General features: G+C 55.5%; 15 protein-coding genes. 1 reads left to right on the forward strand and 14 read right to left on the reverse strand.

What is annotated here, in order from left to right; all coding sequences use genetic code 11:
• Positions 1 to 688: 688 nt before the first annotated feature.
• The 4 genes from clpX to C4885_RS12440 all read right to left on the reverse strand — a co-directional run bounded on the left by clpX (position 689) and on the right by C4885_RS12440 (position 4,925).
• Positions 689 to 2,029: an ATP-dependent Clp protease ATP-binding subunit ClpX gene (gene clpX, locus C4885_RS12425; RefSeq protein WP_114000641.1), complete on the reverse strand. Its 1,341-nt coding sequence runs from the start codon at positions 2,027 to 2,029 to the stop codon at positions 689 to 691.
• A gap of 18 nt (positions 2,030 to 2,047) precedes the next feature.
• Positions 2,048 to 2,647 (reverse strand): ATP-dependent Clp protease proteolytic subunit, encoded by a 600-nt coding sequence (locus C4885_RS12430; protein WP_114000642.1) that lies wholly within the window; start codon positions 2,645 to 2,647, stop codon positions 2,048 to 2,050.
• Between the two features lie 158 nt (positions 2,648 to 2,805).
• Positions 2,806 to 4,116: a trigger factor gene (tig, locus tag C4885_RS12435; protein WP_114000643.1), complete on the reverse strand. Its 1,311-nt coding sequence runs from the start codon at positions 4,114 to 4,116 to the stop codon at positions 2,806 to 2,808.
• A 125-nt stretch (positions 4,117 to 4,241) separates the two neighbouring features.
• On the reverse strand, positions 4,242 to 4,925 hold the full coding sequence (locus tag C4885_RS12440; protein WP_114000644.1) for a metallophosphoesterase: 684 nt from the start codon (positions 4,923 to 4,925) through the stop codon (positions 4,242 to 4,244).
• A gap of 97 nt (positions 4,926 to 5,022) precedes the next feature.
• Between C4885_RS12440 and C4885_RS12445 the strand changes: the two genes are divergently transcribed.
• Positions 5,023 to 5,178: a DUF1540 domain-containing protein gene (locus C4885_RS12445; protein WP_114000645.1), complete on the forward strand. Its 156-nt coding sequence runs from the start codon at positions 5,023 to 5,025 to the stop codon at positions 5,176 to 5,178.
• Between the two features lie 85 nt (positions 5,179 to 5,263).
• Here the strand turns inward: C4885_RS12445 and thrC are convergent, their stop codons facing one another.
• The 10 genes from thrC to C4885_RS17090 all read right to left on the reverse strand — a co-directional run bounded on the left by thrC (position 5,264) and on the right by C4885_RS17090 (position 13,753).
• A complete protein-coding gene (gene thrC, locus C4885_RS12450) occupies positions 5,264 to 6,712 on the reverse strand; it encodes a threonine synthase (RefSeq protein WP_199488113.1) in 1,449 nt (482 codons plus the stop codon).
• A gap of 133 nt (positions 6,713 to 6,845) precedes the next feature.
• Positions 6,846 to 7,205, reverse strand: coding sequence for a YraN family protein (locus C4885_RS12455; RefSeq protein WP_114000647.1), 360 nt, complete (start codon positions 7,203 to 7,205; stop codon positions 6,846 to 6,848).
• Positions 7,202 to 7,825, reverse strand: coding sequence for a ribonuclease HII (rnhB, locus tag C4885_RS12460; protein WP_242979593.1), 624 nt, complete (start codon positions 7,823 to 7,825; stop codon positions 7,202 to 7,204). The genes C4885_RS12455 and rnhB overlap by 4 nt, the downstream gene beginning before the upstream one ends.
• Positions 7,809 to 8,735 carry a ribosome biogenesis GTPase YlqF gene (gene ylqF / locus C4885_RS12465; RefSeq protein ID WP_114000649.1) on the reverse strand — a complete coding sequence of 309 codons (927 nt, stop codon included), beginning with the start codon at positions 8,733 to 8,735 and terminating at the stop codon, positions 7,809 to 7,811. Before ylqF ends, rnhB begins: the two co-directional genes overlap by 17 nt.
• Positions 8,736 to 8,747: 12 nt before the next feature.
• Positions 8,748 to 9,269 (reverse strand): signal peptidase I, encoded by a 522-nt coding sequence (lepB, locus tag C4885_RS12470; RefSeq protein ID WP_114000650.1) that lies wholly within the window; start codon positions 9,267 to 9,269, stop codon positions 8,748 to 8,750.
• 96 nt (positions 9,270 to 9,365) lie between these two features.
• Complete coding sequence (gene rplS / locus C4885_RS12475; RefSeq protein ID WP_114000651.1) at positions 9,366 to 9,707, reverse strand: 50S ribosomal protein L19; 342 nt, start codon at positions 9,705 to 9,707, stop codon at positions 9,366 to 9,368.
• Positions 9,708 to 9,866: 159 nt separating this feature from the next.
• Entirely contained in the window at positions 9,867 to 10,517 is a 651-nt protein-coding gene (locus C4885_RS12480) for a TIGR03936 family radical SAM-associated protein (RefSeq protein ID WP_114000652.1), read from the reverse strand.
• Complete coding sequence (locus C4885_RS12485; RefSeq protein WP_114000653.1) at positions 10,492 to 12,354, reverse strand: TIGR03960 family B12-binding radical SAM protein; 1,863 nt, start codon at positions 12,352 to 12,354, stop codon at positions 10,492 to 10,494. Before C4885_RS12485 ends, C4885_RS12480 begins: the two co-directional genes overlap by 26 nt.
• Positions 12,355 to 12,473: 119 nt before the next feature.
• Complete coding sequence (locus C4885_RS12490; RefSeq protein WP_114000654.1) at positions 12,474 to 12,959, reverse strand: peptidase; 486 nt, start codon at positions 12,957 to 12,959, stop codon at positions 12,474 to 12,476.
• The gene (locus C4885_RS17090; RefSeq protein ID WP_242979594.1) at positions 12,956 to 13,753 is read right to left on the reverse strand and encodes a M23 family metallopeptidase; all 798 of its coding nucleotides are present in this window, start codon (positions 13,751 to 13,753) and stop codon (positions 12,956 to 12,958) included. Before C4885_RS17090 ends, C4885_RS12490 begins: the two co-directional genes overlap by 4 nt.
• Positions 13,754 to 14,079 lie beyond the last annotated feature (326 nt).

Consider the following 14,079-nt stretch of genomic DNA (forward strand, 5'->3'; position numbering starts at 1 on the left):
AGCGAGGTGCGGCAGATGCCAAGCCAAAAGCGCAGATAATACTGGATGCTGCAAAGGTGAGCGCCGCCAGTGGCGGAAACAGCGAACCGTAGCAGGGGCAGCGGTCGCAGAGTGCAAGGGGCTTTTGCCCCCGAAGCACGATGCGGGTACCGCAACCCGACATTATCGAGCATTTTGGCAACGCAGATGCCGTGCCGCAGCTGCCGGAGCGGTGCTTAAGCCGCAAGGCGGGAATTGTGCGGTGTTGCCTTAGCCTAAAGGTGTTGTTTCGTGCCTTAAAGTGCCTGAATAAGATAAAGCAATAACAGGTGTACCGTGTAGGTTTTGACAATTCCGGCTTTATTTCTTATAACAAAACTGCTTCTGTTAGTTCATTCTAACTCTTGCGCGTGGTAACATTGTGCGGATTGAAATGGTATAGGAGAGTGCTCCCCTGCCGGATGCCATTGATAGCGGCTGCCAGCGGACGGAGGGTGCGCCAAATGAGGAAACGCAGCATGTTTTTTTTGAAAACACCCTATTTATGCGACCTTGACACCGCTCGCTATAAAGGAAGGCTGCAGAGCCGCAACCCCGGAATGACCGGCATCAGCTTACACATTGATCAACATACAAAACAATAAAACCCCTGCCGCCGTAGAACAATTACATTCTACAGCGGCAGGGGCTGCTGCTTTGATTGGGCTATTTACTGCTTGATGATTGCCTTATTTTTATAGCGCTTGCGCACGGCACCATATTCCAGGTGCGGCTGGCCGCCATTCACTGTGTCCGCATCAATGGTAACACGGGTAATAGTGGGGTCAGACGGAATTTCGTACATGATGGGGATCAGGATATCCTCCACCACGCTCCGCAGGCCGCGGGCGCCGCTCTTGCGTGCAATGGTCTTTTGGGCGATAGCACGCAGGGCAGCATCCGTAAAGGACAGTTCCGCGCTGTCCATAGCCAGCAACTCTTTGTACTGGCGCACAATGCTGTTTTTCGGCTCGGTCAGAACACGGATCAAAGATTCCTCGTCCAGCGGGTCCAGCACCGTCACAACCGGCAGACGACCGATCAGCTCCGGAATCAGGCCAAACTTGACCAGATCGTCCGGTTCCACTTTGCGCAGCAGCTTTTGACGGGTTTCCTCGCTGTCCAGGTTGGTGCGCAGCTGGCTACCAAAGCCGAGGGTGCTCTTGTCGGTACGGGTCTGGATCAGCTTTTCCAGGCCGTCAAAGGCACCGCCGCAGATGAACAGGATGTTCTTGGTGTTGATCTGGATGAATTCCTGCTGCGGATGTTTGCGGCCGCCGTTGGGCGGCACATTGCTGACAGTGCCTTCCAGAATTTTCAGCAATGCCTGCTGCACACCCTCTCCGCCAACATCGCGGGTGATGGATGGGTTCTCGCTCTTGCGGGTGATCTTATCAATCTCGTCCACATAGATAATACCAACTTCGGCTTTGGGAATATCAAAGTCCGCAGCCTGAATCAGCTTGAGCAGAATGTTCTCAACGTCCTCGCCAACGTAACCGGCTTCGGTCAGGGTGGTGGCGTCCGCAATCGCAAACGGAACGTTCAGCATTTTGGCAAGCGTCTGGGCCAGCAGGGTTTTGCCGGTACCGGACGGGCCAAGCATCAGTACGTTGGACTTTTGCAGCTCTACATGGCTTTCCTGCCCGGAAAGAATGCGCTTATAATGATTGTAGACAGAAACTGCCAGCACGCGCTTGGCATCGTCCTGACCAATGACATACTGGTCAAGGCCAGCTTTGATCTCAGCAGGCGTCATGATGTTGACATCCGCCAAAGGGTCAACGCCGGAATGCCCGCGAGAAGCCGCAGCACGGCGTTCCGGCGTTGCGCGCGGCGGTTCGGGTACGTTGCCATCCTTATACAGGGCACTGTAGCACATATCAATGCAATCTTTGCAGATGTTTACGCCGGGGCCGATGATAAGCTGATCCACCTGGCTTTGGGAACGACCGCAAAAGCTGCAAATCATTTCACGTTTTCCGTCCTTGCCGGAAATCGAATTTGCCATTTCCTAATTCCCCCGGTTTTAGTGTTTTACAATGATCTCATCGATCAGGCCATAGGCCTTGGCTTCCTCTGCGGTCAGGTAGTTATCGCGGTCAGTATCTTTCTCCACAACCTCAAGAGGCTGGCCGGTATACTCGCTGAGCATGCGGTTCATCTTTTTCTTGATCTGCACAAGGTGGTTGGCATGGATCTGGATGTCGCTTGCCTGGCCGGAAAGGCCACCGCCCTGGCCGCCGGAAATCAGCGGCTGATGGATCAGGATCTCAGAATTCGGCAGGGCGAAACGCTTACCCTTGGTGCCGCTGGCCAGCAAAAATGCACCCATGGAAGCAGCCATGCCCACGCAGATGGTGGAAACATCGCACTTGATATACTTCATGGTATCGTGGATGGCCATACCGTCGGTAATGGAACCGCCAGGGCTGTTGATGTAGAAGCTGATATCTTTTTCGGGGTCCTGCCCTTCCAGATACAACAGCTGTGCAATGATCACGCTCGCGGAATTGGGGTTGACATCCTCGCTCAGAACGATAATACGGTCGTTCAACAGGCGGGAGAAAATATCATAGCTGCGCTCACCGCGCGCAGTCTGCTCAACAACATAAGGTACCAGGCTCATTCGGTTCCCTCCTTAAAACAATGGTAATGGTTCCGGGCTGTTACAGCCCGGAGAGCGGAGAACAAATCTCCATGATTCGATAAGAGCCGATACAACGGCAAAGCACGCTGTATCGGCTTTTATACAATCTTGCTATCGGGCAAAGCCAGGGCTATGGATTAGTCCTGCTTTTCCTCTTCTTTGGGCTCAGCGGTCACAACGTTAGCCTTTTCCTTAACAAAGTCGATTGCCTTATTGATTGCCAGGTCAGCCTTAACAGCAGCGGCGTCCACAATGCTCTTAACCTTGTCGGCTTCCATCTTGTAAGCGTCAGCAATGCGCTTAACTTCTTCCTCGAACTCCTCGTCAGAAGCGGTGATGCCTTCCTTGGCAACGATAGCTTCCATTGCCAGGCGCATCTTGACCTGCTTATCAGCCTGCTCCTTGAACTGTGCACGGAACTGCTCGATGTTCATGCCCATATACTTCAGGTAGTCAGCCAGCTTCAGACCCTGCTGAGAAATGCGGTACTCGAAGTCCTGAACCAGCTCGTCGATGCGGCTGTCAACCATGGCGTCAGGAATATCAGCCTTCATGTTGGCGATAACCTGATCCATCAGATCGTTCTCGACCTTCTGCTCAGCCTGCTTGTCCAGGTTGGTCTTGATGTTGTTGCGGATGGAATCCTTCAGCTCGTCCAGGGTGTCGTACTCGCTGACGTCCTTTGCAAAGTCGTCATCCAGAGCGGGCAGCTCCTTGTACTTGACTTCATGCAGCTTGATCTTGAAGGTTGCATCCTTGCCAGCCAGCTCGGCAGCGCCGTATTCCTCGGGGAACTTGACGTTGACGTCGAACTCTTCGCCAGCGGAATGGCCAACAACCTGATCCTCGAAACCGGGGATGAAAGAGCCGGAGCCCAGAACCAGAGAGTAATGCTCTGCCTTGCCGCCCTCAAAAGCCTTGCCATCAACAAAGCCCTCAAAGTCGATATCAACGGTATCACCGTTCTCAGCAGCGCCCTCACGGGTCAGCAGACGGCCGTTGCGGTCCTGCATGCGCTTCACTTCGGCGTCAACATCTGCCTCGTTGACATTCTTGGCTTCTTTGGTCACAGTTAAACCGGCATACTCGCCCAGTTCAACTTCGGGCTTGACAGCAACCTTGACCTTCAGCACAACGCCGTCAGCCTCAGACATGGAAACGACCTCGGGATCGGGGCGGCCGACAACATCGATCTTTGCTTCCTTCACAGCGGCCTCATAAGCCTCCGGGAACAGATCATTGACAGCGTCATAATGGAAAATGTCAGAACCGTACATCTTCTCGATCATATGACGGGGAGCCTTGCCCTTGCGGAAGCCGGGAATGGCATATTTTTTGCCTTCGCGCTTGAACGCATTGTTCACAGCGGCCTTGAAGGTCTCAGCGTCGATAGAGAACTGCAATTCTACCATGCTCTTTTCGAGCTTTTCACAGGAAATCAGATTCATTTGAAAATCCTCCAAACATAGAAATACAATGTATTATATCATGTACCGGCAAAGAATACCAGCCCATTTTGAAATAAAATTCCCTTTACAGGCAAAAAAATTGAAAAAAGCTGCAAACAAATGCTTTAATCACAGATTTTATAAGGGCAAAAATGCAAACCGTCCGCCGAAACCAGCTTGTAGCGGATACCATCCACTTCGCGCTGGATAGCCCCGCGGATGGACTTTCCGTGCAGGTGGCCGTAATAACATTGCTGCACGCCAAACTCATGCAGGATATCCACCAACGGCTGTGCGCACCCGCCGGGATAAACTGGCGGGTAATGCAGAAATGCAATTTTCTGTGCGCTCCCCCCTGCCTGCAGCGACATGCGCAGGCGGCCGGCTTCGCGCGCCATGATCTTGGCATCTTGGGCGTTGGTATCGTCAAACGGCCAGCCGCGGGTGCCGCACAAGGCATAATCCCCCACCATGCAGGCATTGTTATGCAGGATGTGCATGGTATCAAAGCCGTTTTCTGTCAGGTAGAGCTCCATCTTGCGGGCGGTCGTCCACCAATAATCATGGTTGCCTTTCAGCAGCCATTTTTGACCCGGCAGGTTTTGGATAAATGCAAAGTCGGTTTTGGTGTCCTCCAGCTTCATGGCCCAGCTGGTATCCCCCGCCAGAATGACTGTATCCTGCGGGGAGATCAGCGTGCGCCAGTTTGCTTCCAACTTGGGCAGATAGCCTTCCCAGCCTTCAAAAACATCCATCGGCTTATCCCCGCCGAGAGAAAGGTGAAGATCACCAACCACAAAAATTGCCATATGCACCCCCGGCAGTATATTCTGGTGTATTCTGCCCATACTGATAGAGCACGCAAAAGCAAACGCTTTTGTGCCTTACCAAGAAAGGAGAAGCACCATGATGGAAGAAAACGTAATCAACGGAATTTGCTGTGATGTAGAAAACTGTGTGTACAACAACGGCTCCTGCTGCTGCACAGCGCATGAGATTCACGTGAACCACCGCGCCAACAACGGCACAGAAACAATGTGCGAAACCTTCAGCGAAGTATAACCACAGTTTACCGGCGGCTGCCGGGCTGCGTTTGCGGGCCTGGCAGTGCTTACTTAATGCGTGTAATGCACGCCCCTAATGCCGCTTATTTCAGCGCGGCATCCCGGATGGCGGCAGGCTCAATGACGGTATTGAACCGCACCGGCAGGGTGTTCAGCACGCTGAGGGAAGCCGGAACCGGGCAGCCGGTTTTGACATTCAGAGCAGCCATGGCGGCAAAGTCGCTTTCCGGGGCAGTTTCACCCAGCGCGGTCAGCACATCGCGCGGGAACTTGTACGGGCTGGCGGTGGAAAGCACCACCATAGGCGCCGCGCTGCGCACCGTCTCAGCTACGCAGAACGCAACGGCGGTGTGGGTATCGCAGAGATAATTGTCCTGCTCAAAGCGGGCATTGATCTCTGCAGCGCCAGCTGTATCATCAGCACAGCCGCAGGCAAAAGATGCCTGAATGCGGGCCAGGGTCTCGGCATCGACGGTGTACATACCGGTCTTTGCCAGGTCAGCCATCCAGCCTGCCACTTTGGCGCTGCTGCCGCTGACATGGTACAGAAGACGCTCCAGGTTGCTGGAGATCAGGATATCCATGGACGGCGAAGTCGTCTTGTAGAAGGTGCGGCGGGCATCATAGGTACCGGTCTTGATGAAGTCGGTCAGGACGTTATTCTTGTTGGAAGCACAAACCAGCTTGCCCACAGGCAGGCCCATCTGCTTGGCATAATAACCGGCCAGGATATCGCCAAAGTTTCCGGTCGGCACGCAGAAGTCCACCGGCTGTCCCCAGGCAACATTGCCCTGCTCCACCAGGCGGAAGTAGGCATAGAAGTAGTACACAATCTGCGGCACCAGGCGACCCCAGTTGATGGAGTTTGCGCTGGACAGGCAGATATTGCGCTTTTCCAGTTCTTCAGCAACCGAAGCATCGCCAAACACGCGTTTCACGCCGGTCTGGGCATCGTCAAAGTTGCCGTTCACGGCATAGACGGATACGTTATCTCCTGCCTGGGTGGCCATCTGCAGGCGTTGGATTTCGCTGGTACCGGCATCGGGATAGAACACTTCGATCTCAATGCCCGGCAGGCCTGCATAACCAGCCAGTGCAGCCTTGCCGGTATCGCCGGAGGTTGCCACCAGAATGCGGGTCGTTTCGGTGCGGCCCAGGTTTTTTTTGGCCTGAACCAGCAGTTTGGGCATCAGCTGGAGCGCATAGTCCTTGAAGGCGCAGGTCGGGCCGTGCCACAATTCCAGCGAGTACAGGCCATCGTGAACCTTCTGGACATAACCCGCCTTACCGGCAAAGGCATCTCCATAAGTTGCAGCGGCAGCTTCACCCAGGAAAGCCGGGTCATAATCTGTCAAAAAGCCAGCCAGAACTTTCTGGGCAAGCTCCGGGTAGCTGAGGGATTTCCAATCTTCCAGCTCTGCCTTGGGGAACGCGGTGGGAACGAACAGGCCGCCGTCCGGTGCCAAACCGCGGAGAATGGCCTCCGACGAAGAAACGATGGTGTTGGGATCGCGTGTGCTTTGGAACTGCATAATCAAACCCCCTATATATCTTTCATCTCTATCAAACCTTTCCGCACAGAAAGGCCTGTTTTTTCTGGCACAGCAAAAATAGGTTGCACATCCTGTTTTGCTGTATCCAAAACAGCTCAAAATAGGCCCCGCATCATTCGCTGGCAAAAGCATCCCGGATGCAGTGGACCTGCCAGCCGGAACCGGCAGGCAGAACTTCCACCACATCAAAACGGATGTTGGCATCAGCATACGGGCTTTGCTGAAGATACTGGCCTGCCGCGGCAATCAGACGTTGCTGTTTATAATAGTCCACCGCTTCGGCTGGGGCGGCGCGCTGGGCGCTGGTACGGGTCTTGACCTCTGCAAATACAATGGTGTTTGCTTTATATAAGATCAAGTCCAGCTCCCCCATGCGGGTGCGGTAGTTATGGTTCAGCAGCAGGTAGCCCTGCCGGATATAATATTTGGCGGCAATAGCCTCTCCCATGTGACCCAAGTCAGCGCGGTTCATGGCCAGTAGCCCTGCTTTTTCAAGAAGCTGCGGCGGTAAAAATCCTGAATGCCATATTGTTCAATCAGCTCATAATGGAGCTTGGTGGGATAACCTTTATGTTTGGCCAGCTGGTACTGCGGATACTGTTTATCCAGCTCCAGCATGTACCGGTCACGGCTGACTTTGGCCAGAATGGAAGCCGCCGCAATACTGGCGCTGTTGGCGTCACCCTTGACGACAGCCTCGGCAGGCTGGGCCAGATTGGGTGGGCAGCGGTTGCCATCCACCAGAACATAGTCCGGCGTAACGGCCAAACCGGCCACCGCCTGCTCCATGCCGTCCATGGTAGCCCACAGGATGTTGCGCTCGTCAATTTCCTGCGGGGAGATAAAAACGATCTGGTAGCACAGAGCGCGGGCAATGATCTCGTCAAACAAGGCTTCACGGCGCTTCTCGCTGAGCTTTTTGGAGTCGTTGACTCCTTCAATGGGGTCATCCGGGTTCAGAATGACGGCGGCCACGCAGACCGGCCCGCACAGGGGGCCGCGTCCAGCTTCGTCCACGCCGCAGATGTTGCCATGCTCGGCGCGCTTTGCTGCGTCAAACGTATACAACGCAGGGTTACTGCTCGTCCTCATCGGCATCATCGCCCTCCCAGTCTGTCACTTCTGCGCGCTGCGGCGGGCGTTCCAGCGAGATACGGCCCCACTTGCTGGCGCGGAATTCCCCGACCAGCATTTTGGCGGCACGCTCGGTGTCAACCTCGCCGCCGGAAATCAGCATACCGCGCTTGGCACCGATGGCCTGCAAAAGATCATATGGCGGCAGAGCCAAAGCCTGCTCATCCAGCTTGTAGCGCTCCATCAGGCGCTGCGGATAGATGACCCGCACGCCGGACAGCAAACCACAGGCAAGCTCCTCGATATCCAGGATATCATCTTTGATGGAACCGATGAACGCCAGATTGGTGGCGGTTTCCAGACTGTCAAACTTTTTCCAAAGCACGCCGGGCATGTCCATCAGGTCGTAATCATCCACGGTGATCCACTGTTTGCCGCGGGTAACGCCGGGTTTGTTGGCCGCTTTGGCGCGGGCAGCACCGGCAAAGGAATTGATGAAGGTGGATTTGCCCACATTGGGAATGCCCACCACCATCACACGGATGCGGGCACCGATCATGCCTTTTTTGCGGCGGCGCTCCATCAGGGTGGAAAGTTCTTTTTCAATGGGGCCTTTGACTGCACCTGCCTTGCCGCTTTGTTTGGAGTTCATAGGCAGGCAGCCAGCCCCGGCGCTTTTGAAGTAAGCCAACCACTGGGCAGTGATATCCGGGTCCGCCAGGTCGGCTTTATTCATAATATACAGGTGCGGCTTGCCGGAGGTGATGCGTTCAATTTCCGGGTTCAGGCTGGAAAGCGGGATGCGCGCATCCAGAATTTGTAAAACACAATCCACGTTGCGGATCTCGGTTTCCATCAGGCGCAGGGTTTTGGCCATATGGCCGGGGAACCATTGGATCGCGCGGCGGTTGATGATATCTTCGCTCATCTGCTTCTCCTGTCAATATTTTTGAATGGTTTTGCCCATCACATCCCGGATATCCACAAAGCCGATATCGGAACGGCGGCTGTCCAAAGAATTGTTGCGGTTATCCCCCATCACAAAGATGGTGCCTTCCGGCACGGTGACGGGGAACGTCATATCCAGGCGGGTGTAGGTCGGTTCCGCGGTATAGGGTTCGTCCAGTGCTTCGCCGTTGCGGTACACGGTGCCGGTGGTAAAATCAATGTCGATCGTATCACCTGCCACGCCGATGACGCGTTTGATAAGCGTTTGGCCGTGCGGGGTGTAGGCGTCGATCACGACGATATCCCCATGGCTGGGCTGGTACGGCAGACTGTTGATGATCAGCAGCTGCTGATCGTGCAGGGTGGGGTCCATGGAATGCCCGTCCACACGGATGGCCCGTGCGGCAAAGGTGAACACAAGAGAAAGCACAGCAACCGCCAGAATGATGGAATCCAGCCATTCCAGCAGGTTTTTGTTCTTTTTGCAGCGCTCTGTTACAGTGGCACTTGCCATAGCCAATCAAGCCTCCCTTGTCTGGCATAGAAATTGATAAAACAAAAAGGGAAGAACGCCAACCGTCCTCCCCTTTTGCTGCATATTGGCCGATAATCAGACGCGAGCCTTGACCTTGGCGGCCTTGCCGGTGCGGCTGCGCAGATAGAACAGCTTTGCACGGCGAACCTTACCGCGGCGAACAACCTCAACGTTCTCGACGAACGGGCTGTTGACCGGGAACACACGCTCAACGCCAACACCATAAGAGGTGCGGCGGACGGTGAAGGTCTCCGCGATGCCGCCATGCTTCTTAGCAATAACGGTACCTTCGAAAGCCTGGATACGCTCCTTGTCGCCTTCCTTGATACGGACAGCTACGCGGACGGTATCGCCGACTTCAAACTTGGGCTGGTTCTCTTTGATCATGCCCTCGGTCATTTTCTGCATTGCGTTCATTGATGAATTCCTCCATTGTTTTGCGACGTTCATACCCGCTTACAGCGGCAGAGGACCGCCTGTATAATGATGTGTCATTACCCCGCCGATGGCTCGGCGGCACTAACGCTTAAGTATAATAACATACCCTGGCAGATTTTGCAAGGGTTTTTCGGCAAATTAACAAAATTCTTCGTTGTTTTTTGTGTAAAGCTTCGTGCGCAGCACGCTGCACAGCCAGGGCGGGATGTTGTACTGCTGCTGCAAATAGCCCAGCAGCAAAGCGGGGTTATAGTTCGGTGCTTCGCCGGAGCCGCAGGGCAGCACCAGGTTAAACTGCAGCTGCTCCCCTGCCTGTTCATATTCAACATGCGGGATAATGGTTTTCAGGTCCAGCTCTTTCTGGCCGCGCTTGGTCTTTTTGACCACCATGGCGTTTTCGGCTGCGTTGTAAGCATCCAGCGCAGCGGCGGCGCTGGCGGGCAGAGTGACAAGATAAGAAGCATGGTCGATCTCCGCTACCTTATTCTGCGCCTGCTGGGCGCTGAGCACCTTGATACCGCGCGGCATGTAGGGCTGCAAAACATCGCACCAGGTATCCAGCTGGGGGTCCTCAGCTTCGGTTTTTACCTCGCAGCACTCACACAGGCTTTCCTGCCCCAAAGACAGCGGGCACGCAAAGGAAAGATAGATATGCGGGTTAAAGCCCTGGGTGTAATACACCGGCAGACCGCTGCGCTTTAAGATGCGATGGAACACGCGCTGCAGGTCCAGCAGCGAGATATAGGCAGCTTCGCCCGTTTTTTCAAAGCGAATTCTTACTGTAATCAAAGCAGGGTCCTCCCAGCAGTTTATTGGCACCGCAGGCCGAGCACTGGCGGTTGCAGGGCTGTGTGGTCTGCGCCTGCAGGGCCTTTTGGTATTCCCGCACCAGGTGGGCATGGGTCACACCCACATCCAGGTGCGACCACGGGGTTACTTCATCCAAGCCCAAGGCGCGGTAGTTATAAAAATCGGGGTCCAGGCCGCAGGCAGCAAATGCTTCCAACCAGCGGTCATAGCTGAAGAACTCCTCCCAGGTATCAAAGAATGCGCCGTTGTGATAGGCAGTTTCGATCACGCGGCCCATGCGGCGGTCACCCTTGGCAAACACACCCTCCAGCACGCTGGTGGCGCTGTCGTGATAGTTGACCTTGATTTTGCGCGAGTGCACACAGCTGAGCAGGTACTTCTGCTTTTCGCGCAGGGTTTCGCGGCGGTCCTGGGCGCAGAACTGGAACGGGGTATCCGGCTTGGGCACAAAGCAGGCCACGCTGATGGTAACCTGCACGCCCTTGCCTTTGGGGTGCTCCATGCTGTAATACAGGTCCACTACCTGCTGGGCGGTATCGGCAATGCCTTTGATGTCTTCCAGTGTTTCGGTGGGCAGGCCCATCATAAAGTAGAGCTTGACGGAGGTGTAGCCTTCCGCGAAAGCAATGCGGCAGCCGCGCTCGATCTGGTCCCAGGTAACGTTTTTGTTGATGACATCGCGCAGGCGCTGGGTGCCGGCCTCCGCCGCAAAGGTCAAGCCACTTTTGCGCACCTTAGTGGTTTTTTCCACCAGAGACTGCGAGAAGTTGTCCACACGCAGAGACGGCAGCGACAGGCTGACATGGTCGGTCTCCGCCCAGGAATTCAGCTCGTCCAGGATATCCTCCAGACGGGAATGGTCGGAGGTGGACAGGCTGGAAAGGCTCAGTTCATCGTACCCGGTGTTGCGGCACAGCACACGGGCGCTTTCGCTGATGAGCTTGGGCGAGCGCTCGCGGAACGGGCGGTACAGCTGGCCTGCCTGGCAGAACCGGCAACCGCGCACACAGCCGCGCAGAACTTCCACACAGGCACGGTCCTGCACAGCACCCACCATGGGCACAACAAAATTTTCCGGCGGAACAAAGCTGTCCATGTCCTTCACAATGGCCTTGGTCACACGTTCCGGCACACCGGGGCGGTTAGGCTTGATGCTTTCCACCCGGCCATCCGGCAGGTAGGTCACATCATAGAAGGACGGCACATACACGCCGGGAATTTTTGAAAGTTCAAACAGCAGCTGGTCCTTGTTCCAGCCAGCCTTTTTACCTGCTTCCACGGTGGCGCAGATGTCCTGCAGCATCTGTTCGCCTTCGCCCAGCTGCATGATATCAAAGAAATCCGCCATCGGTTCGGCGTTGCAGACGCAGGGGCCGCCGGAAATGATCAGCGGCCAGCGCTCGTCACGATCCGCAGCGCGCAGCGGAATGCCTGCCAGATCCAGCATGGCAAGGATATTGGTATAGCAAAGCTCGTATTCCAAGGAGAAGCCAACGATATCGAAATCCGTCAGCGGGTCCTTGCTTTCCAGGCAGTAGAGCGGAATATGCAGGCGCTCCATCTGCTCTTTCATGTCCACCCAGGGCATAAAGGCTCGCTCGCACCACCAGTTTTCGTGGCGGTTGAGCAGCTCGTACAGGATTTTTTCGCCCAAAAAGGACATGCCGATCTCATAGGTATCAGGGAAACAGAACGCCATGCGCACATCAACGTTTGCTTTATCTTTATAGGTGCAGCCCGGTTCACCGCCGGTATAACGGCCCGGCTTTTGAACCAGACTGAGCGCTTCTTTCAACTTAGGGGAAAATTCGGCCATGTTGCCACCCTTCCATACCCTGCAGCACAGGTGTTGACCGCAGGCAGTTATTGTTCATTTATTGCTTTACACAACTTTTCTATTTTATATGATAGCCCAAAACAGCGCAAAATGCAACCTCAATTCACGCAGGAATGCTTCTGGGTTTGGATCTTGAAATGAAACAGGATACCCAGGTTGGAGTTGATCTGCCAGCCATCCAGCCCATGGATCGGCAGCAGGTTGAATGCCCCCAGAAGCAGATTGGCCGCGATGAAATAACACAGGCGGTAACTGGCGGGATGGCCCAGCAACCAGGCAATGCCCCCTGCCGCCAGCACCAGATTGACCGCTGGCCCCGCAGCGGCAAGAATGATAAACTGCTTTGGCGTCAGCACCACCCCACGCAGGGAAAGACAGAAACCGGTTGGACAGATAATAAGCGTTGGGGGCAAACGGGTCAGCAGTACCCACACCAGCAGGTGGCCGCATTCATGCAGGCAGGAGCACAGAAGTCCTAGGCGGACAATGCCGGTGTGGTCAACGGCCAGCGCCAAAGCGAGGAGAAAGAGTGTCCAGACCGGGTGCGCGATACGGACGGCTAAAATGTGGTGCGGCTGCTTCATGGTTCCGCCTGGAGACCCGCTTTGGCAAGGGCCTGGGTTGGGTCATACCGCACACCGGCGTGCAAAAGCTCAAAGTGCAGGTGCGGGCCGGTGGCGTTGCCGGTCTGCCCCACGGTGCCCAGGCACTGCCCCGCCTGAATCTGCTGACCCTGGCGGACAAACAGGTATTGCAGATGGGCATAGATCGTTTCATCCCCGCCGGGGTGCAGCAGACGGACATAATTGCCATAGCTCGCATGATTCCGGGCTATGCGCACCACCCCGCTTGCGGCAGCATAAACCGGTGTACCCTGCACAGCGGAAAGATCCGCACCGGTATGGAACTCCTGTGTTTTGCCCTGCACGGGATCAATGCGGGTTCCGTAAGCGGAGGTTTCAACAGCAGGTTTGCCCGGCAGAGGATATTGGAGCATAACCCCCGGCAGATACGCTTCGGCGCTGGCCAGCGGCTGGCCGTGGGCAGTGCCGGTGCGGGCGGCGGTTTCCGGCGTTTGGGCGGCGACTTGCCGCAGCACCCCGCGCAACTCGGCAAAAGTTTCCTGTGTAAAGCGCACGACATTGCGGGAGCCATCCGTGTTCCAAAAATCGGGGCCAGGCTGGGCCAGCGCATAGCGGTAATCGGTGCGCAGCGTGCTGTACAGCGGCAGTTCCAGCGCGCGGGCAGCGAATACCCCGGCGGCAATCAGCACGCACAGGATGATCTGTGCCCACAGCAGCGTATCATATTCGCCGGGCTCCGCCGCAGCGGGTGGCGCGGGTGGTGTATCAGTATGTTTGGCGGCATTCTCCCACATAGGCAGTCCCCTTTCTTTGCATTGCGGCATATTTTGTATATATGCAGCGGGGGCGGGTGGGTATGCAAGAAAGCGGGGCGCTGCATCACAAGTACCGTGCAAAGTTCTGCGGACAGACATCCCGAAAAAGCAGCTTCCGGTATAGAAAAACGGAGCACCACAATGCAGTGCCCCGCTTTATCTGTTTTATGGCAACACCGCACAATTCCTGCCTTGCGGCTTAAGCACCGCTCTGGCAGCTGCGGCACGGCATCTGCGTTGCCAAAATGCTCGATAATGTCGGGTTGCGGTACCCGCATCGTGCTTCGGGGGCAAAAGCCCCTCGC

The organism is Subdoligranulum sp. APC924/74, from assembly GCF_003324125.1.
In the GTDB taxonomy this organism is placed as follows: Bacteria; Bacillota; Clostridia; order Oscillospirales; family Ruminococcaceae; genus Gemmiger; species Gemmiger qucibialis.

What these genes read in the sequence shown, in the direction of transcription:
- clpX (WP_114000641.1), bottom strand. Translation starts at nt 2,029, where the DNA reads ATGGCAAATTCGATTTCCGGCAAGGACGGAAAACGTGAAATGATTTGC.
- C4885_RS12430 (WP_114000642.1), bottom strand. Translation starts at nt 2,647, where the DNA reads ATGAGCCTGGTACCTTATGTTGTTGAGCAGACTGCGCGCGGTGAGCGC.
- tig (WP_114000643.1), bottom strand. Translation starts at nt 4,116, where the DNA reads ATGAATCTGATTTCCTGTGAAAAGCTCGAAAAGAGCATGGTAGAATTG.
- C4885_RS12440 (WP_114000644.1), bottom strand. Translation starts at nt 4,925, where the DNA reads ATGGCAATTTTTGTGGTTGGTGATCTTCACCTTTCTCTCGGCGGGGAT.
- C4885_RS12445 (WP_114000645.1), top strand. Translation starts at nt 5,023, where the DNA reads ATGATGGAAGAAAACGTAATCAACGGAATTTGCTGTGATGTAGAAAAC.
- thrC (WP_199488113.1), bottom strand. Translation starts at nt 6,712, where the DNA reads ATGCAGTTCCAAAGCACACGCGATCCCAACACCATCGTTTCTTCGTCG.
- C4885_RS12455 (WP_114000647.1), bottom strand. Translation starts at nt 7,205, where the DNA reads ATGAACCGCGCTGACTTGGGTCACATGGGAGAGGCTATTGCCGCCAAA.
- rnhB (WP_242979593.1), bottom strand. Translation starts at nt 7,825, where the DNA reads ATGAGGACGAGCAGTAACCCTGCGTTGTATACGTTTGACGCAGCAAAG.
- ylqF (WP_114000649.1), bottom strand. Translation starts at nt 8,735, where the DNA reads ATGAGCGAAGATATCATCAACCGCCGCGCGATCCAATGGTTCCCCGGC.
- lepB (WP_114000650.1), bottom strand. Translation starts at nt 9,269, where the DNA reads ATGGCAAGTGCCACTGTAACAGAGCGCTGCAAAAAGAACAAAAACCTG.
- rplS (WP_114000651.1), bottom strand. Translation starts at nt 9,707, where the DNA reads ATGAACGCAATGCAGAAAATGACCGAGGGCATGATCAAAGAGAACCAG.
- C4885_RS12485 (WP_114000653.1), bottom strand. Translation starts at nt 12,354, where the DNA reads ATGGCCGAATTTTCCCCTAAGTTGAAAGAAGCGCTCAGTCTGGTTCAA.
- C4885_RS12490 (WP_114000654.1), bottom strand. Translation starts at nt 12,959, where the DNA reads ATGAAGCAGCCGCACCACATTTTAGCCGTCCGTATCGCGCACCCGGTC.
- C4885_RS17090 (WP_242979594.1), bottom strand. Translation starts at nt 13,753, where the DNA reads ATGTGGGAGAATGCCGCCAAACATACTGATACACCACCCGCGCCACCC.